This window comes from Collinsella sp. HCP3S3_E11 (assembly GCF_052067375.1).
In the GTDB taxonomy this organism is placed as follows: domain Bacteria; phylum Actinomycetota; class Coriobacteriia; order Coriobacteriales; family Coriobacteriaceae; genus Collinsella.
The window spans coordinates 1-19,119 of the sequence record NZ_JBQHQI010000006.1 but is presented as its reverse complement, the minus strand read 5'-3'; the positions used below and the strand labels follow the sequence as shown (position 1 = coordinate 19,119).

Sequence of the window (19,119 nt, the reverse complement as noted above, 5' to 3'; positions counted from 1 at the left end):
GCATCATTGCTCCGGACGCCCCATGGCGTCGAAGGCTTCTTTGATCTGCTCCGCAACGTTCCGATACGACCGATATAGGCCGGAGTCTCGCTTGACTTCGCCCGCGGTCACCGGAATCTCAAGCTTCGAAATCTCATCCTCGCCGGTTTGCACGGCAACGATGACACCCATACCAAGGCACATATTACGCTTGGCAGCGTTGTTTTTGGTAGCCTGAGCTGGATTAATCAAAATCTGCTGAGCTAGTTCGCGATTGCTAAGCTCCGGCACATCCTCGGGATTTCCGGTCTCGACAATCTCGCACTGCAGCACGTCCGCATAGTCAAAAATCTTCGGCTCGCCGCCGCGCTGATGCACGGCCCACTTGCGGCGCGTGGCGTCCTGGTAGATAGCCGGCAAAAGTGTAAACCGCGGTGGGTCCAAAATCGTATCCGTGATGGTAAACACATCGGGATCAAAGGCATCCTGCGGGTTTTTCTTCTTGAACAGCCCCATATCAGCCTCCCGTACTAGTATTAAACAACTCAAGTTGAATATAGCACCAATTTCAAGCCGCCGCTTTACCACATCGGTGCGTGGTGTCCATGGCTCGCCCAGCGGAAAAGTTCACGGACGAGGCCGGGGAGGCAATCTTGGCTGACCATAGTTAGATGCACGGCTTCTAAGGCAGCATAAGCAAGGTCCCCATTACATAAAAAAGAATCAGCCCCCGCATATCGAAACGGTCGAGAGGGCCTCCCACTCATCAATCTGCTCGGCAAACTTATCGGCGTCAACCATGCGCAGCACGTCGGCGGCCAGGGCCCAGCGGTCCATGTTGTTCAGGCGCAGCATGTCAAACGGCGTGGTCGTGGAGCCCTTCTCCTCGTAGCCGTGAACGCGGAAGGCATCGTGGCCGGGACGGTTCCAGATCAGGCGGCGAATCGTGCCGGCATAAGCGTGGAATGCGAAGAGCACGGGCTTCTCGCCGCGGCCAAACAGCTCAGCCCAGCGCTCATCGCTGATGGCTTGGTCGTTCTCGCAGACGTTCTGGATCTTGAGCAGATCGACTACGTTGACAAACCAGACCTTGATGCCCAGCCCGCGCAGCATATCGGTTGCGGCCAGTGCCTCGAGTGTCGGCACGTCACCGCAAGTAGCGACCACGACGTCGGCCTCGGCGAGCGAGTCGGCAGTCGATGCCCACTCCCAGGTCGCTACGCCCTCGGCGAGCTCAGACTTGGCCTCGTCGACCGTCTGGAAGGTGGGGGCGGGCTGCTTGCCACAGAAGATGGCATTGACGCAGTCGGTGGACTGGTAGACGCGCTCGGCCACAGCAAGGGCCATGTTGGCATCGGCCGGATAATAAGCATTCACGACATGCGTGTCGTTGGCCTTGTTGAGCAGCAGGTCGATAAAGCCGGGGTCCTGGTGCGAAAAGCCGTTGTGGTCCTGGCGCCAGACATGGCTCGACAGCAAAATATTGAGGCCGCTGATAGGAGCACGCCACGGAATCTCGCGCTTGGTTGCTTCGAGCCATTTGCAGTGCTGGTTGACCATGGAATCGACCACGTGGACAAAGCTCTCGTAGGAGCTCCACACACCGGAGCGGCCGGTGAGCACGTAGGCCTCGAGGAAGCCCTCGCACTGGTGCTCGGACAGCTGCTCGACAACCTTACCGGAACCGGCCAGCAGCTCGTCGTTGGCGTCGTCCTCGTAGAAACCGGCATCCCACTGCTTCTTGGTCACCTTATAGGCAGCCTGCAGGCGGTTGGACGCGGTCTCGTCGGGACCGAAGATGCGGAAATCATCCATGTTCTTGGCCAGAACATCGGCAGTGTACTCACCAAAGACGCGGGCGGCCTCGGTGGAGCCCCAGCCGTGGCCCTTACTTGCAACGGGGATCTCGTGAGCGTGAATATCGGGAAGCTCGAGCTCGCGGCGTACCCTGCCGCCGTTCGCGTTGGGATTGGCGCCGATACGCAGCTCACCGGTCGGCATAAAGGCCGTCACCTCGGGGCGCACCTGGCCCTCGGGCGTAAAGAGCTCCTCGGGCTTGTAGGAGCGAAGCCACTCGCGCAGCACGCGGAAGTGCTCGTGGGTATCTTTGGCGCTCGCGAGCGGCACCTGATGGGCGCGCCAGGAGTCCTCGGTCTTCTTGCCATCAATCTGCTTGGGGCAGGTCCAACCCTTGGGCGTACGGAACACGATCATGGGATAGGCCGGACGGACCACGGTCTCGCCCGCAGTGGCCTGAGCCATAGCGGTGGCCTTGATGTCGCAGATCTCATCGAAGACCTGCTCGAACAGGGCGGCGAAACGCGCATGAATGCTCGCATGGCTCTCGTCGTCAAAGCCGGCGACAAAGAAATGCGGCTTATAGCCCATGCCCTCAAAGAACTTGGTGAGCTCCTCGTCGGACACACGGGCAAGAATGGTGGGGTTGGCGATCTTGTAGCCGTTGAGGTGCAGGATCGGCAGGACGATACCATCGGTTGCCGGGTTCACGAGCTTGTTAGACTGCCAAGAGGTCGCGAGCGGACCGGTCTCGGACTCGCCGTCGCCCACCACAGCCACGGCCAGCAGGCTCGGGTTATCCATGACGGCACCGTAGGCGTGGCTGAGCGTGTAGCCGAGCTCGCCGCCCTCGTGGATGGAGCCAGGCGTCTCGGGCGCAAAATGGCTCGGAATACCGCCGGGGTAGGAAAACTGGCGGAAGAACTTCTGCAGGCCGGCCTCGTCATTGGTAATGTCGGGGCGAATCTAGCGGTAGGTACCATCGAGCAACGACTGGGCGGTGCCAGCGGGGCCACCGTGACCCGGGCCCATCAAGAAGATCGCGTTCTGGTTGTGATCGGCGATGAGGCGGTTGACATGACCGAACAGGAAGTTGATGCCGGGCGTGGTGCCCCAGTGACCGACCAGGCGGTGCTTAACGTCCGGGCGACCAAAGTCGCGCACCTCGCCGGTTTTCTCATCGACAAAGTCGGGGCGCATGAGCGGGTTAGAGCGAAGGTAGATCTGACCGACGGACAGATAATTCGATGCACGCCAATACAGGTCGACGCCCTCGAGCTCGGAAGCCGGCACCTCGTGGCCCAGCTTTTGCCACGGCGTCCCCAGTGTTTTAGCCATTGTTTATGTCCCTCCGCTGTGCGGTCGCCCTCCAATACGGCAACCATTCGTTGGGACTAGTATATTTGCTAAAACGTTTTATCATGGTGAAAAAACGTTTTATCACCCTTATCAATCACATCGATCAACAAAACGCGACATTCACCTGCAGCATTGTCTGCCACAGGTGCTCCACATTCGGTCTCTGCAAATTGATAAACGTGTTTAGTTATGTTTAGTAAGCTCGAGCACGCTGCCCTTAACGATAAGCGCCGGCTCCAGGACGACCTCTTCGGCACGCCTACCGCCCCTACCGGCAAGACGCTTGGACATGCAGCCAAAAGCATGTTCCGCGAGGACACCAGGATCCTGCTCAATGGCGGTCAGCGCCGGCTCAAAGAGAACGTCGGCCGCCGAGTTGTCATAGCTCACCACCGAAATATCGCCCGGGATGCTCTTCCCCATCTCGTGCAAACGCTTGAGCAAACCGAGGGCAATGTTGTCCGAGCTTGCGAATACGGCAGTGGCGTCGGTTGCGAGCACCGCCTCCGAGGCCTCGTAGGCGCTCGGAATGTAGTACTCGCTCTCAAACTCCAAACGCGCGTCGATAGGCAGGCCAACCTCGCGCAGCGCGCGCTCATAGCCGGCAAGTCGCTTGCGACCCGTATTGGAACGACGCGCATTAACCAAGCAGGCAATGCGACGGTGGCCCTGCTCGATCAGATAGCGGGTAGCCATATAGCCACCCATCTCGTGGTCGAACATCACCTTGTCGCACTCGAGCCCCTCAATGGCGCGGTCGACCATCACGGCAGGGATGGGTAGATGGCTGACCTCTTCGCGCAGGGCACGGTCGTCCGAGAACTCGTCGCCTACCACCAGGAAGACACCATCGACGCCGCGCGTCACCAGCTGGCGCAGCAGTTCCAGGTCGTCGTCGGCGCTTCCGCCCGAGCTGGTAATAAAGAGCGCATAGCCGTCCTCGCGGCAGCGCTTTTCCAAGCTACCGGCAAGTGAGGCAAAAAATCGGCTCTCGATGTTGGGGACGATAAGACCCAGGGTGCGTGACTCGCGCATGACCAGGCTGCGCGCAATCTGGTTGGGAACATAGTGGTTGCGCGCCGCGACCTCCTTGATGAGCTTGCGGTTTTCTTCCGAGATGCGACAAGGCCGATTGTTGAGAACAAGCGAGACCGACGAGGGGGAAAGCCCCACCTCCTGGGCGATCTGCTTGAGGGTGACTTTGTTGGCCATCTCGCTCCTTCCGGGTTTACGCGCAATCTCTTGAAAGTATAGCGACTGCCCCTCTACCTCGGTGATAAACACTTTACCAATCCGGTAGACGGCTGTTTTATCGCCGCCAGCGCACCAAATACGTCCAGGTGGGGTATATTGCAATCGATTGATGACAACGACCACCAAAAGGCGGATATTCGGATGCACGAGAACGACTTTTTTAACGAGGACCTGCTGTGCGCGCTCGCTGGCGTTGCCGGCGAGGACAACGTGTTGATGAGCGAGCCCATGCGCGAGCACACCACGTTTAAGATTGGCGGCCCGGCCGACGTCTTTGTCACGCCCGACACCGAGCAGAGCCTCGTCGCTACGCTTGATACCTGCTATCGCTGCGATCTGCCACTCACCATCGTGGGCAACGGCTCCGACCTACTCGTCGGCGACAAGGGCATACGCGGCGTCGTCGTAGCACTAGGCGAGGGCCTCTCCGACATTACCGTCGACGGCACGCACGTTACGGCAGCAGCCGGTGCGCTGCTTTCGGATGTTGCAGCCGCGGCAGCCGAGGCCGGTCTCACCGGCATGGAGCCCATCTCGGGCATCCCCGGATCGGTCGGCGGCGCCTGCTACATGAACGCCGGCGCCTACGGTGCCTGCATGGCCGACGTGCTGGAGTCTGTACGCGTCTACAAGCCCGCCCACATGCTCGACGACGGCACTCGCGGTAGCGGCAGCATCATCGAGTTCGATGTCAACGAGCTCAATCTGGGCTATCGCAAGAGCCGCATCGCCGACGACGGCTTCATCGTGCTTTCGGCCACCTTCAATCTCGCCCCGGGTAACGCCGCGATGATCAAGGCCGACATGGACGACTACCGTCAACGCCGCGAGGACAAGCAGCCGCTCGACATGCCGAGTGCCGGCTCCACTTTCAAGCGCCCCGAGGGCCACTTTGCCGGCAAGCTCATCATGGACGCCGGGCTGCGCGGCCACGCTGTCGGCGGCGCCCAGGTGAGCGAAAAGCACTGCGGCTTCATCGTCAACGCCGACCACGCCACCGCCGCCGACGTCGACGAACTCATCCGCCACATCCAAGCAACCGTCAAAGACCAATTCGGCGTAGACCTAGAACCCGAAGTCCACCGAGTAGGCGAATTTTTATAAAAAGAAGGCCCCAAAAGGGGCCTTCACCATATTTATTCAGATAACCCAGTCCGGTGTGTCGTGCTCAGGACCCGTGAGGGCCGGGACAGTCCGAGAGGCATAAGGTTGATCGCGAGTTCCGCACGAGCCGGAGAGCACTTAATGTGCTCTCCGCGCGAGCAGGACTGCCCGAGCAGGCAACCTTATGCCTCGCCCGCAGTCCCGGACCAAGCCGCAGCTACGACAGCGCGATACCGCCGAGCCAGCCCCAGCGCACACCAGAGCCAGTACCGTAAAAGCTAATGAACGAGTCAAGCGACCTCGACGTGATGGCGCCCTCGTTACTCATAACGATGCCGCCGCCAACATAGATGCCCACGTGTCCGTACAGCAGACCCGGCATACCGGTGCCACTGTGCGACGAGTCGGCCACGATCATGCCCACCTGCAGCGCCGAACGATCGGAGCTGTAGCACCAGGCGTTAAACATGTCGCACGCGTTGCCGCCAAAGTAGCCCACGCCGGCGTTGCGGAAGACGTTGGTGACCCAGGCGGCGCACCAGTTCAGGCCAGGCGAAGGCGTGGAGTAGCATGCGTTGACGACAGCCTGCTGCTTGCCCGAGCCGGCATTCTGTTGCGGATTTCCGGGCGCATACGATCCGCCACCCGAGTTTGAACCACCCGAGTAGGAATTGTTCTTGTTTGCGGCAGCCGCAGCAGCGGCAGCCTTCTTGGCAGCCTCCTCAGCCTGGGCGGCAGCGAGAATCTCGGAATCGCGCTGTGCCATGAGCTCCTTGACATCGTCGGAGAGGCCGTTCAGAACCGTCTGGACCTCTTGCTGCTTGGCCTGCATGTCCTGCATCTGGGCAGTCTGCTGGTCCTTGAGCTTCTCCAAGTCGGCTTTTTGCGACTCGAGCTCGGACTTCTGCGTATCGAGCTCTTTCTGGATGGTCTGGATATCCTCGATGGCGTCGCGGTCGCTCTTGTTGATCTTCTCAACATAGTGCGCATTGGCGACGAGCTCCTCAAACGAGCCCGAGGCGAGCAGCAGCGACAGGATGTTGGTGCCGCCCGACTTATAGTTGGCGGAAACGCGATCGGAAAGATCGCCGCGCTTCTTTTTGAGCTCGGCCTTCTTTTCGTCAATCTGCGCCTGCGTGCTGTCAATCTGGCCCTGTACGCTCTCGATATCGTTGAGGGTCTGGGCGTTCTTGTTGGCCAGCGCCGCGTATTCATTTGCGATGCTGTCGAGCTGGGCCTGGACCTCGTCAAGCTGAGCCTGGGCCGCATTGAGCTTGTCGGTGGTTTCCTTGGTGGCCTCCGCAGCATGGGCGCGAGCGGGCAGACCAAAAAGAACGGCTGCAGAAGCGGCGCCGAACAAGGCCTTGAGGGCAGTGCGACGCGAAAGCTCCTGGGAAAGGATGGAATCGCTGTTTGGTGACATATCTACTCCGTTACATGTTTATTTATATGTCGCTCAACTCATACATATTAGCGTACATCCGACGCGTCCCAACGATTTCCACGAACGGCAGGAAACCCCATGGTCGGCGGCTCGTATGCAAACGTCAAAGTCAAGGTTATGCCCACGCCAAACATTTCCATGAGTACGTTAGCATGTTCGTCTGCTTTTCCTGCCCTGCACGTTTTGGGTGCCCCTGCCTGCGCTATACTCCCTCAGGAAGTGTTCCTGATTCGATAGGAGACTACATGTCCAAAGCACTCGACCCCAAAGACACCTGCGTCCTCGTAACCGGTGGCGCCGGCTTTATCGGCTCGCACACCGTCGTTCAGCTGCTCGAGGGTGGCTACCAGGTCGTCATCGTCGACGACCTCTCCAACTCCAGCGCCGTCGCCGTCGACCGTATCAAGACCATCGTGGGCGACAAGGCCGCCAAGAACCTCACCTTCTACGAGGCCAACGTGCTCGACCGCGATGCCATGAACAAGATCTTCGATACCCATCAGATCGACCGCGTCATCCACTTCGCCGGCTTTAAGGCCGTCGGCGAGTCGGTGAGCAAGCCCGTCGAATACTATCACAACAACATCGAGAACACCCTGGTGCTCGTCGACGTTATGCGCAACCATGGCTGCAAGTCCATCATCTTCTCGAGCTCCTCGACCGTCTACGGCGATCCGGATAACCCGCCCGTCACCGAGGAAGACCCCAAGAAGCCCGCGACCAACCCCTATGGCTGGACCAAGTGGATGATTGAGCAGATCCTTATGGACGTTCACACCGCCGACCCCGAGTGGAACGTTGTGCTGCTCCGCTACTTCAACCCCATCGGCGCACATCCGTCGGGCCTGATCGGCGAGGACCCCAAGGGCATCCCCAACAACCTGGTGCCTTATGTCGCGCAGGTTGCCGTGGGCAAGCTCGAGGCCGTTCAGGTCTTTGGCAACGACTACCCCACCCCCGACGGCACCGGTGTGCGCGACTACATCCACGTGTGTGACCTGGCCTCGGGCCATGTGGCCGCCCTCAACTGGATGAACGGCAAGACCGGCGTCGAGATCTTTAACCTAGGCACCGGCACCGGCACCTCGGTGCTCGAGGTCGTCGCCGCCTTCTCCAAGGCCTGTGGCAAAGAGCTGCCCTACGTGATTCGCGAGCGCCGCGCCGGCGACATCGCCGCCAACTGGTGCGACGCTTCCAAGGCCGAGCGCATGATGGGTTGGAAGGCACAGTACGACATCGCGGACATGTGCCGCGACAGCTGGAACTGGCAGAGCCACAACCCCAACGGCTTCGCCGACGCCGAGTAGCAAAAACCTACACACCGTTCTTGCCCCGATCTCACGATGTGAGACCGGGGCTTTTTCATGGCATGTAACCATTCGCCGAAAATCGACCAACTTTTTTATCTTGCCTATACATGTTTAAACAACATGTATACAATAGGTGTATCGAATCAGAACATCGGAGGCGGACTGCACACCCATCGGCAGGCCGACCCCACAACAAGAAGGATAGAAGACGGCCTTGCCAGTTGCGAACTCGTTGGTGGCGTCGTCGCCGGTCTTGGAGGCAAGCTGCGAAGGATCGCAGGTGGAGTCGGTGATGTACAGGTCGAAGATCTGCTTAAAGTTGTCGAGATACTCGCCCTTAATCTCGTCATCCTCCTGGTTGTGCTCCTTCTCGAACTCGTAGTAGAACGGGAGGTTGGCGAGGTGGGTGGTGTAGCGCCAGCTGGAGGAGTCATCCATGCCGGCGGAAGTGAAGGCACCGTCAACGCCAAGCTCGTCCTTGCGGGCCTGAATGTCATCGGCGCAAGCCTTCAGCTTGTCGAAGGAGTTGATGTCCTCGGCCTTGTAGCCGGCCTTCTCGAGGAGCTGCTTGTTGTAGATGATGCCGTAGCTCTCCTGGACCCAGTCGATACCTAGATCCTTGCCGTCGGACTGCAGAGCCAGGGAGTCGTCGACGAGCTCACCGCGGACCTTGGTATCGGGCAGGTCGGCGCAGTAGTCCTTCCAGTTCTTAAAGACCGGTGGGCCCGTTGACCTGGAACAGGGTCGGAGCGGAGCTCTTGGACATCTCGGACTTGAGCTTCTCCTCGTAGGTGTTGGAGGCGGCGGTCACGATCTTGACCTCGACGCCCTTCTCCTCCTTGTACGCCTTGGCGATCTCCTTCCACTCCTTGTCGACCTCGGGCTTGAATTGGAGGAAGTAGACCTCGGCAGCGTCACCAGAAGCAGAGGAGCCGGAGCCGGCGGAGCCACCGCAGCCCACGAGACCCAGGCCAAAGACCGTGGCGGCACCCTTTGCCGCCGCCTTCGGAGATTGGTTCGGGGACTTTGCCCCTTTTTCTGATTTGTGCAATACGCTGTTTGGCTAGTTATTTGAACAAGTATTACTAGAGCGGTAGAAAAACTTCGGTGAACGGTTCTTGATACATTCGTACTTGACAAATATTGTCTAAACAATTAAAGCGCCCCGTGCGGCCGATATCCCATCGACCGCACGGGGCGCTTCATATCGAAACGCAAGCTTATGCGTCTGTTACCTATCGCTTGGAATTGAAGCGGTAATGGAAGATCTCGGGGTGTGTGCGAGCATGCGTCACCTCAAACAAGATGCCGTCCGAGGTGTACGACTGACTCTCCATGACGGCAACGCAGTTGTATTTGCCGAGGTCAAGATAGCTGCAGTCTTCATCGTTGGCGAGCTCGACACTCACCGTACGGCGACTTGCCATCACTTTGATGCCGCGCTTGTGCTCCAGATAGTCGTAGATAGATTCTGCCGCGATCTCGGGGGTCAGACCCTTGGCGATCGACTCCAAAAAGTAGCCATGGTCCACTTGGCGCGCGCTGCCGTTGAGGCTTCGGACACGCACTACGCGAATCAGCTCCTCGCCCACCTTAAAGCCCAGGCGACGAGAGAGCTGCTCGGTGCAGACCAGATGTTCAAAGGACTTAACGTCCGTCGATGCAACGGCATTTTTGCGCTTTGCAAATTCGCCAAACGACTCGACTTCCTCGAGTGCGCCCAACATGTCGGTTTCGCCCTTGAGCCAAATAACGCGTACGCCCTTGCCGTGTATGGGCTGCACAAACATCTCGTCGGCCAGCATGCTCAAGGCGCGGCGGACGGTATTGCGCGTGCAGTCGAACTCTGCGGTCAGCTCGGCTTCGGTTGGCAGCATCTCCTGAAACGCATAGGTCCCGTTAATGATGCGCGAACGGATCTCGCGGTAGATTCCTTCGTAAATCGCTTTTGGCATGGCTTCACCTCTAATGAATATGTATGGCTAGGCACGATAGCATTTCTTGGGGTTGTTTAAACCGTCTATCGGCAAAGCTCGTATTATTTACCGTCGACGGTTCCCCCGGCACCCAAATCGGACCGAATCAAAACCGTCAATGCGGCAAGCAGCCAGTCCTCTACAATGAGTTCATTGTTTAAACGTTCTTGCTCGCACAGCATGTTGCATCCGGAAGGCATATTATGCTGCAGAAAATCCAACGCTTTGGCGGGGCAATGTTCGCGCCCGCCATGCTGTTTTCCATATCGGGCCTTATGGTCGGCGTCTCCGCCCTCGCAACGTCTGCGGACATCGTCGGCGACCTCGCCGTATACGGAACCCCTTGGTATGTTTTTGGGCTATCATCCAGCGCGGCTCGTGGACGATCTTTAAACGCCTCCCACTGCTTTTTGCAAATCTCGCCTCGCGAGTGCACCAAACGGGCCGGAATCAAGGCCGTGCTTGACGCCCTGGGGCCAGATCACGGCACTGTGTACGGCATCGGCGACGCAAGCAACGACATCGCCCTCATGGAGGCGGTCGATGTTGGCGTCGCCATGGGCAACGCGCCGGACTTCCTCAAGGAAAAGGCCGACTACGTCACCGACAGCTTCGACCACGACGGCGTCGTCACCGCGCTCGAGCACTTTGGACTTATCTAGCCGCGCCTCTTGCCGCATTTGCGACAACATGGCTCAATCGTCTTCAACCGCCGCGCTCGATGCCCTAATGTGGCAATATGTTGTCTGCATAACGCAACGATGCAACCTAAGAAAGAATGCGAGAACCCGTGTCCAGTCCGTTTACCAGCTTTTTAGCCCAGCATTTTGACCAGATTAACGACTATCTGGCCACGTTCTTTGACGGACAGGCAACCTCTGCCGATATCGAGCGCTACCTGTATGGCCCGCTCTCGGCATTTACGGCCAATGCCGGCAAGCGCCACCGCCCGCTCATCTGCATGCTCGCCGCCACCGCGGTAGGCGGCAGCTTTGAGAGCGCCCGAAGCGCGGCGGCGGCCATCGAGCACTTTCAGTCGGGAGCGCTTATCCATGACGACATCGCCGACAACGGCCAGCTGCGCCGCGGCAAGCCCTGTATGTACCTTACCGAGGGTACGGGACTTGCCATCAACTGCGGCGACCTAGCGCTCACCATGGTTACCAAGACGGTTCTCGACGACCCCACGCTCGAGGCAGACGTGAAGCTCCGCGTGCTCCACGAGCTCACCGAGATGATCGTTCGCACCATCGAGGGTCAGGCGCTCGACCTGGGCTGGGTCCGCGATGGGCGCTTTGACATCTCGGTCGACGATTATCTGGACATGGCGACGCACAAGACCGCGTACTACAGCGGAGCCACGCCACTTGCCGCCGGAGCCATTATCGGTGGCGGCAGCGAAGACCAGATTGAGGCGCTGCGTGCCTTTGGCCTGCACACGGGCCTTGCCTTTCAGATCCAAGATGATCTGCTCAACCTTATTGGCGCCAAGGAGGCCGCCAACAAGGACTTCCGCACCGATATCACAGAGGGCAAGCGCACGCTCGTCGCCGTGCATGCCCTGTCAGACGAGCGTTATCACGACGAAGTCGAGGCAATCCTTTCCTCGGGCACCGAGGACCCCGTGCAACTCGCACGCGCCGTGGAGATCTTCCAGCAGACCGGCTCTGTCGATTTCGCCCACACTTACGCACTCAACCTGACTGCCAAGGCCAAGGCCGCTATCGAAGGTGTCGAGCTCGACCCGCATGCACGCGAGCTGTTCGACTCCATGGCAGATTTCTTTGTGGAGCGCCTTAACTAGCGGGGGTTATAAAACCTGTCAGCAGCGCATTTGGGTACAACTTGCTACACTGTTGAGTGCATGTTTATGCAACCCTTTGCGTTGTCTATCCGACACACGCTCAAATAGTACGAATGGTACGCCGAAAGGGGTTCGTTCATGGAACCTATCACAACGGGCATGCAGGGAGCAGCCGTCGAGGACGTCCAGTCCCGCCTTCTGCAGCTCGGCTATACAATCGATGACGCCGAGGTCGCCGACAAGCGCTTTGGTACCACCACCGAGCAGGCTGTTGGCACCTTTAGGCTCGACAGCGGCCTTGCCGCTGGCTACGCCGTCGATATCCCCTGTTGGAGCGCCCTGGTAGACGCCTCGTATAAGCTGGGCGACCGCACGCTTTATCTGCGCATGCCCAATTTCCATGGTGCCGACGTTCGTGCCCTGCAGAGGGCACTCAACGCTTTGGGTTTTGCCTGCGGTGAGGACGACGGCTACTTTGGCCCGCACACCGAGGCGGCCTTGCAGCAGTTCCAAGAAAATGTCGGCCTGTTTGCCGACGGCATGGCATTCCAGGATACCTACGCCTATATCAACCGTCTGCATCACGTGTGGGAGGGCAAACCCTCGGTTACCGAGGCCGAGTCGCGCATCGGCTTTGCCCGCGCCGCCAACGTGCTCGAGCGCTTCCAGATTGCCGTCATCGGTGAGGACCCCATCGCACGCAGCGTTGCATCGCGCATGTGGAACATCGCCACGGCGACGACCGACAACAGCGGCATGATGCTTTGCGATTCCGAGGTTCCGACCGACGTGGACCTGGTACTCGAGATCGCAAGCGATGAGCTGCCCGCAGATGCAGCGCCGCGCGCCACGATTGCCCTTGCCGAATGTCACAACCTGGCGCAGCGCATCCGCACTGCCAATGTCGCCGCGCAGCAAAAGCCCGCGCGCATCCGCATTGAGCTCACGGGCATGACGCGCTACAACGGAACCTTCACCGCAAGCGATGCACAGACACTCGCCGTACGCCTGCTCGATGGCGTTTGCGATGCCCTCGCAGATTAGGTAAACTAGACGAGCTGCTTTTGGGCAGCACCACACATTGGGACGTAGTTCAACGGTAGAACTCCGGTTTTTGGTGCCGGCTGTTGGGGGTTCGAATCCCTCCGTCCCAGCCAAGGTAACTGAGCGCCCCGGGCTTTCATCAGCCCGGGGCGCTTTCTTGTGGGCATGCGGAGGGATTCGAAGCCGCAAGGGTGCGGAGCTGAGGAAACGCGAAGCGTTTTCCAGCGCAGCACGCAAGGAGCGGAGCGACGCAGCGGGGCGCGGCCGCCGGAAGGCGGACGCGGAATCCCTCCGTCCCAGCCAAGGTAACTGAGCGCCCCGGGCTTTCATCAGCCCGGGGCGTTTTCTTGTGGGCATGCGGAGAGATTCGAACCCGCAAGGGTGCGGAGCTGAGGAAACGCGAAGCGTTTTCCAGCGCAGCACGCAAGGAACGGAGCGACGCAGCGGGGCGCGGCCGCCGGAAGGCGGACGCGGAATCCCTCCGTCCCATATCAACAACGGGCTCTCCGTATCTCAACTGGCACTTGGGGACGTTCCCAAAGTGCCGGCACTAAAGGAACGTCCCCAAGTGCCGGCTCATCCACCCTCAAAAGACAGACGCCCCAAGCCCGAAAGGACCAAGAGCGCCTTACATCAAGAAATATCAGCCCCGTTCCGAAAAGCGAGCCGTCATCTACAAAATGGCGCGTGGCCCCGGCGGGCCGGGCATTAAGTTTGTCGCGAGTTCCGCACGCAAAGAAGGCCACATGACCTCGATGTTTTGGACGTGACAGCGAGAGGGGTCCTGGTATGGCAAGGTGACGTGAAACAAGGCGGCGCTGACCTTCTGGTCGCGCCGCCGAAGTTGAACGTCAGATTGCCGTGCCAGGGCCCCTCGCAGCGTCAAGAAGACCGCCGTTCGGTAGAACGGCGGAATTTAGCTGTTCAGCATGCGGTCGAAGCTTCCCGAGTCGCCATCCCGATAGTCGGCGGTCATCAGAATCTCCTGCGGAATGCGACCGCCCTCGCGCAGCACATTGCGGAACTGCACGCGCGTGACCATAGGCAGATCTTTGATTGTCGCCGCCAAATTCTGCGGCACACCCTGATTGGCAGCCGCAGGCTCGCACTCGCCGCCAGCTTTCACGCGACGCTTGTGCTCGGCGAGCATGGCACGATACATGCCGGCATGCAAGCGAATCTCAACCACATTGGCATTGCGGGCCTGCTCGACGATGCGCGCACCCTCTCGGTCGATATCGCCCACGTAGTAGACATAGTTAAAGCGATAGCCGATCTCGGCCAGATAATCATCCAGTGCGTGCGAGACGCTCGCCTTGCAGCCACCGCCAAAGATCACGCCACCCACCTTGGTGCCAAAAAGCTTAGCGTGCTTGCGGCCGCGCAAGAGCTTGACGATCTCGTCATAGGTGTCTAGGTTCTCGACCATAATGAACGGCTTGTCGGCGCCCAGCGTAAAGAAGCCCGTAAAGTGCACGGGGCGGTTGGGGGCGACCTTAATCGCCTGCATGCTGATACCCTTTTCGGTCATACGCCGAATCAGGCGCTCGCCGTGCTTGCCGTCAAAGGCCTTCTCATCGTTAAAAATCTGGTAGGCGCGCTGGCGACGCGAGGCGACCGGCGTGTCGGCGCCGCGATTCTGCTCAATCCAAGCCTGGATGGTCGCAATCTCCTCGGCAATCTTGCGGTTGGACATCTCGTTGTGCTGAGTGCGCTGCGAAACCTTTTTGCCGTCCTTGTCCTCAACCTTAACGATTTGAGTCTGTTGCTCCTTAATCTTGGAGAGTGCAGCAGGCGTGGGAACGACCTTGAGCAGCTGACTGCCCAGGGCACGGGCCATAGCAAACGCCGAAACCTCGCCATGAGCGGTCGACTCAGGCTGCTGGGCGGTCGCATCGTTTGCAGTCGGTTTGGGCTGCGTCTGGGATTTGCACTTGGAATCTGTCCGAGTATTGCGCTCTTGCTTTGGCGCGGACAAGCCATTTTGCGAACGCTCAGGCTTGCCCCCCTTTACTGGCTGGCGCTTGGGCTGCTCCGCCGGGATCTCAGCCTTCGCATCCTTGTTTTGCCCCGCTGCCTGCTCGGCCACGGATTCGGCATTTGAGCCACGGCCGCCACGGTGACGACGACGGCGAGGCTTGCTCGAAGCGCTCTCCCCCGCTTTCTCGCCCGCAGACTGCTGGCCTCGGGGCTCGACATCGCCCGCAGGCCGCGGCTCAACAGGCTTCTGTTCACGGACCATCGGCTCGGCAGCCTTCTCAGCCTTCTCCGCTGGTGCAGCGGGAGCCTGGTCGGTCTTTTCTTGACGCCTTGCGGGATACGCACGATCCATAAAGCCGCGTCCGGGACGGCATGAACCCGGAGCCTTCTTGACGGGCTCCTCGGGTGCACCAACAGCCTCGACGGACTCCTGAACGTCGCACACAACACCTCCCTGCTCGGCCTTAAAGTGAGCACCGCGGCGACGCTTAGGCTCCTGGACCTCAGCGGCGCACTGCGGCTCGGTAACAGCCTCATCCTCGACGGGCTCGACATCCGTCGCATCCTTTTGAGCCACGGCGCGACGGAAGCGCTCCTGCTGGGCACGGCGCTGCGCATCGCGTTTACCGCCCCCGCCAAAACCGCCGCGGCCCGCCTTGGCCGTAAAGGCGCGAACGACGCTCTCGTCAAGCAGCTCATCGGTGTCGACGTTCTCGCGCGGAGCCGTTTCCACCGCAGCAGGCGCCTCGACAACGTCCTCGACGGCCTCTTCGGCAGCCTCGGCAGGCTGCTCCTGGACATCGCGAATCTCGGCATTAATGGTATAGAACGCTGGGCGCCCGTTAATGCCGCTGCCCTCGATCTTGGTAACGATCTTTGCCGCGATAAGCTCATCGCGCATCGCCTTGGTGTCACATTCCTTATCGACGGAACGGAAAATCTGCGCCAGCGCGCTCGACTTGATCTTGAGCGCCTTGCGGCAGAGCAGGTCGTAGGCAACCAGCTTGGCACGCTCGGCAGAAAGCGACGTCTGGCTGCTCAGACGCTCAGCCAGGGCATCGACGTTGTTTTGGTTATCGGAATATACCGTCTTGGCCACGGGGCCCCTTTCATATGTACACATACACGTCTATATGGTACAACGCACGCCCCTATCCACGCAAAACATCTGCGAGAACACCCGGGCACACTAGCTTTTGCAAGGAAAAAAAGCCGAGCCCGCGCAGTTGCGGACCTGGCCTTTCCGAGTCATATAGATGTGACGCTCAATCCGTTAGGTCGATTAGGCCTTGGCGGCCTCGGCGCCTGCAGGAGCCTCGGCAGCAGCAGCGCGACCATACTCGGCCTTGCCCATCTCGGACCACTCGGGCTCCTCGTCGGGCATGGAACCGGCCTCCTTGCCGAAGAGCTCCTTGAGGCAGTTGACGGCAACGATGAGGCCCAGGACCATCAGCAGGACGGCAAAGACGAGCTGCAGGCCCTTGGTGGCGGCGACGGAGACGGCGGCCGTAGTGGCGGTAGCTGGGATGGTACCGAAGAAGCCGTAGGCCTGGACGGCGGTCATGCAGCCCATGGCGCTCTGGACCAGCGAGGTGAAGGTGCAGCAGAGCAGGAAGGCGACGGGCACGTAGAGCATCCAGCCCTTGCGACCGGTGCACTTGCAGAACACGGCAAGGGTGATCATGGTCATGCCGCCGAGCAGCTGGTTGGAAGCACCAAAAAGCGGCCAGATGTTGGCATAGCCACCAAAGGCAAGGGCGAGGCCGGGGAGCAGGGTGACAACCGTGGCGAACCAGGGGTTGCCGAGGACCTTCATGTAGCCGGCCTTGGACTCGATGGCCAGGGCGTCGTTGGTCTGGGCAAAGAACTCGGAGAACGAGGTGCGGGCGATGCGGGCGACGGCGTCGAGCGAGGGCAGGGCCAGAGCGGAGACGTTCATGGTCATAAAGACGGTAGCGAGCGTGCCGTCAACACCGAAGGCCTGCATACCGCGGGAGATGCCAGCAGCAAAGATCTGGAACGGGGTGGAAGCGACGCCGGCGTTGAGGGCGCCGGTACCGGCAGTGTTCATGTCGGAGAACATGATGCCGGCGACGATGATGGCGAGGATGCCGACGAAGGACTCGACGATCATGGCGCCATAACCGACCTTGACGGCGTCCTGCTCCTTCTCGACCTGCTTGGAAGAGGTGCCCGAAGAAACGAGGCTATGGAAACCGGAGAGAGCGCCGCAGGCAACGGAGACAAACAGGACCGGGAACATCATGCCCGAGGCATTGCTAAAGCCGGTGAAAACCGGAGCGGTGATGGTGGCCTGGCCGTTAACGCCCAGGACGACGATGCCGAGGACAGCGCAGACAATCATGACGATCATCATGATGGAAGTGAGGTAGTCGCGAGGGGTCTTGAGCATCTGGATGGGCATGGCACCGGCAAAGACCAGGTAGACCATGACGACGGCGAACCACTGGAACTTGTCCAGGTAAACCGGGAACTGCATACCGACGGCAAACATGAGGACCATGAGCACCACGCCGGTGACGAACTCGGCAGCGCCGGTGAGGTTGAACTTCTTCTGAGCCCAACCAAAGGCCATGGCGACGAAGGTGAACAGGATGGAGATGGTGCCAGCGCAGCCAGCGGCATAGGACTTGGTGAAGTCGATGGCACCGGTGGCAGCGCCAGAGGCGTCAACGACCGGGGTGAACATGAACGTCTTGCAGACCATGTCGGTAAAAGCGGCGATGACGATGATGCAGAACAGCCAGCAGAACAGCAGGAACAGGCGACGGCCGGTCTTGCCGATGTACTTCTCGATGAGCTGAGCCAAGGACTTGCCGTTGTTCTTCATCGAAGCGTACAGGGCGCCAAAGTCGTGAACGGCGCCAAAGAAGATGCCGCCGACGAGGACCCAGAGCACGACGGGCAGCCAGCCGAAGGCCATGGCCACGATCGTACCCGTAACAGGGCCAGCACCGCAGATCGAGCTGAACTGATGCGAGAACGCGGTGAAGGCGGAGACGGGCGCCTGCCGCCATATATGAACTTTCCTGCTCGGGCAGTCCTGCTCACGACGGAGGCCACATTAAGTGGCCTCCTGTTCGTGCGGAACTCGCGATAAAGTTCATATATGGCGGCAGGCGCCCGCCCCGCCCCCGAGGAGTTCCCATCCCAAATCTCAACTCTGTTATCATAATTACGATAATATTCTGATAGCTCAGGAGGTAGCTGTGAATATTAGGCCAGTCTCAGATCTTAGAAATCACTACCCGGATGTTGAACGCGAAGTCGAACAGGAGGGTCCGGTTTTTCTAACTAAAAACGGGCGGGGCTCTATGGTCGTCATGAGCTTTGAGCAGTACAAGTCACTGTGCAATACAATCGAGAGCGCACTTGATGCCGCTGATCGTCAGGCTGCCAGCATGCAACTTCGCTATACACACGACGATGTCTTTGGCTCTGTCAGAAAAATGCTCGACGGCGGTCTCGATGAACAGGCACTATAAGCTCCGCTATCTTCCCCTATTTTGGGAGGACCTCAGCCAAGCAGCGTCATATATCGCCTTTGATCTCAATAACCCCGCTGCAGCAAATAGGCTTGTCGACAATGTTGAAGCAGGCATACTCGAGCATCTCAAGAATCCAACCATGTCACCAACATACCCTTCGACAAGAAGACGGTCGCACCCGTATTACCGCTTCTACGTTGGCAACTACATGGTTTTTTATGTCGTCATCGACGACGTCATGGAAGTCCGCCGACTGCTATATAAAAGCCGAGATATTGAGTCGATTATCAGGTAGGTTTCTCTCAGCTAAAGCACGCCGTAAATTCGACGCAGGCTGGCTAACCTTGCCGGACGTTGTCGACGCCGATCCAGCTCAGTAGCCGCATCGATACAGAAAGGTTCCCGACGGTACCGTCAAGATTCTTTCGCAAATTGATTTAGCCGTCCTCGGCCCCGTCCTCTTCTAGCCCTCCGCCTTTCCCCTCAGCTCGTCCATCTCCTCCAGCTTCGACATGTCCAGGTACCTCCTCTTGCCCCACTCGTGCTCCACTATGTACTT

General features: G+C 59.5%; 14 protein-coding genes, 1 tRNA gene and 2 pseudogenes. 8 read left to right on the top strand and 9 right to left on the bottom strand.

What is annotated here, in order from left to right; translation table 11 throughout:
* Window positions 1–3: 3 nt before the first annotated feature.
* The 3 genes and pseudogenes from ACTM86_RS05155 to ACTM86_RS05145 all read right to left on the bottom strand — a co-directional run bounded on the left by ACTM86_RS05155 (window position 4) and on the right by ACTM86_RS05145 (window position 4,347).
* A complete protein-coding gene (locus tag ACTM86_RS05155) occupies window positions 4–495 on the bottom strand; it encodes a hypothetical protein (RefSeq protein WP_441015930.1) in 492 nt (163 codons plus the stop codon).
* Window positions 496–732: 237 nt separating this feature from the next.
* Window positions 733–3,114 (bottom strand): annotated as a pseudogene (locus tag ACTM86_RS05150) (phosphoketolase family protein); the annotation flags it as partial.
* A gap of 204 nt (window positions 3,115–3,318) precedes the next feature.
* Window positions 3,319–4,347 carry a LacI family DNA-binding transcriptional regulator gene (locus ACTM86_RS05145; RefSeq protein ID WP_118388843.1) on the bottom strand — a complete coding sequence of 343 codons (1,029 nt, stop codon included), beginning with the start codon at window positions 4,345–4,347 and terminating at the stop codon, window positions 3,319–3,321.
* A 183-nt stretch (window positions 4,348–4,530) separates the two neighbouring features.
* On the opposite strand from ACTM86_RS05145, the gene murB reads away from it, so the two are divergent.
* On the top strand, window positions 4,531–5,493 hold the full coding sequence (gene murB / locus ACTM86_RS05140) for a UDP-N-acetylmuramate dehydrogenase (RefSeq protein WP_441015927.1): 963 nt from the start codon (window positions 4,531–4,533) through the stop codon (window positions 5,491–5,493).
* Between the two features lie 217 nt (window positions 5,494–5,710).
* On the opposite strand, the gene ACTM86_RS05135 is transcribed toward murB, so the two are convergent.
* A complete protein-coding gene (locus ACTM86_RS05135; RefSeq protein WP_427719726.1) occupies window positions 5,711–6,916 on the bottom strand; it encodes a PcsB-like coiled-coil domain-containing protein in 1,206 nt (401 codons plus the stop codon).
* Between the two features lie 266 nt (window positions 6,917–7,182).
* Between ACTM86_RS05135 and galE the strand changes: the two genes are divergently transcribed.
* Entirely contained in the window at window positions 7,183–8,244 is a 1,062-nt protein-coding gene (gene galE, locus ACTM86_RS05130; RefSeq protein WP_441015924.1) for a UDP-glucose 4-epimerase GalE, read from the top strand.
* 114 nt (window positions 8,245–8,358) lie between these two features.
* On the opposite strand, the gene ACTM86_RS05125 is transcribed toward galE, so the two are convergent.
* From ACTM86_RS05125 to ACTM86_RS05115, 3 genes are all read right to left on the bottom strand, one after another.
* Window positions 8,359–8,931: an extracellular solute-binding protein gene (locus ACTM86_RS05125; protein ID WP_441016119.1), complete on the bottom strand. Its 573-nt coding sequence runs from the start codon at window positions 8,929–8,931 to the stop codon at window positions 8,359–8,361.
* 25 nt (window positions 8,932–8,956) lie between these two features.
* Window positions 8,957–9,298, bottom strand: coding sequence for an extracellular solute-binding protein (locus ACTM86_RS05120; RefSeq protein WP_441015921.1), 342 nt, complete (start codon window positions 9,296–9,298; stop codon window positions 8,957–8,959).
* Between the two features lie 184 nt (window positions 9,299–9,482).
* Window positions 9,483–10,202 (bottom strand): GntR family transcriptional regulator, encoded by a 720-nt coding sequence (locus tag ACTM86_RS05115; RefSeq protein WP_441015918.1) that lies wholly within the window; start codon window positions 10,200–10,202, stop codon window positions 9,483–9,485.
* A 224-nt stretch (window positions 10,203–10,426) separates the two neighbouring features.
* On the opposite strand from ACTM86_RS05115, the gene ACTM86_RS05110 reads away from it, so the two are divergent.
* The 4 genes from ACTM86_RS05110 (at window position 10,427) to ACTM86_RS05095 (ending at window position 13,184) form a co-directional block, all read left to right on the top strand.
* On the top strand, window positions 10,427–10,885 hold the full coding sequence (locus ACTM86_RS05110; protein WP_441015915.1) for an HAD family hydrolase: 459 nt from the start codon (window positions 10,427–10,429) through the stop codon (window positions 10,883–10,885).
* 128 nt (window positions 10,886–11,013) lie between these two features.
* Entirely contained in the window at window positions 11,014–12,027 is a 1,014-nt protein-coding gene (locus ACTM86_RS05105; RefSeq protein ID WP_441015912.1) for a polyprenyl synthetase family protein, read from the top strand.
* Window positions 12,028–12,165: 138 nt separating this feature from the next.
* The gene (locus ACTM86_RS05100) at window positions 12,166–13,071 is read left to right on the top strand and encodes a peptidoglycan-binding domain-containing protein (RefSeq protein ID WP_441015909.1); all 906 of its coding nucleotides are present in this window, start codon (window positions 12,166–12,168) and stop codon (window positions 13,069–13,071) included.
* A 38-nt stretch (window positions 13,072–13,109) separates the two neighbouring features.
* A tRNA-Gln gene (locus ACTM86_RS05095) sits at window positions 13,110–13,184 on the top strand.
* Between the two features lie 803 nt (window positions 13,185–13,987).
* Here ACTM86_RS05095 and ACTM86_RS05090 read toward each other — a convergent pair.
* Window positions 13,988–16,150, bottom strand: a complete 2,163-nt coding sequence (locus ACTM86_RS05090; RefSeq protein ID WP_441015906.1) for a hypothetical protein — start codon at window positions 16,148–16,150, stop codon at window positions 13,988–13,990.
* Window positions 16,151–16,333: 183 nt separating this feature from the next.
* Window positions 16,334–18,079 (bottom strand): annotated as a pseudogene (locus ACTM86_RS05085) (carbon starvation CstA family protein); the annotation flags it as partial.
* Window positions 18,080–18,140: 61 nt separating this feature from the next.
* On the opposite strand from ACTM86_RS05085, the gene ACTM86_RS05080 reads away from it, so the two are divergent.
* Together ACTM86_RS05080 and ACTM86_RS05075 are read left to right on the top strand one after the other, a co-directional pair.
* A complete protein-coding gene (locus ACTM86_RS05080; protein WP_370513641.1) occupies window positions 18,141–18,557 on the top strand; it encodes a type II toxin-antitoxin system prevent-host-death family antitoxin in 417 nt (138 codons plus the stop codon).
* Entirely contained in the window at window positions 18,448–18,855 is a 408-nt protein-coding gene (locus ACTM86_RS05075; protein WP_441015903.1) for a type II toxin-antitoxin system RelE/ParE family toxin, read from the top strand. Before ACTM86_RS05080 ends, ACTM86_RS05075 begins: the two co-directional genes overlap by 110 nt.
* The last annotated feature ends 264 nt before the right edge of the window (window positions 18,856–19,119 follow it).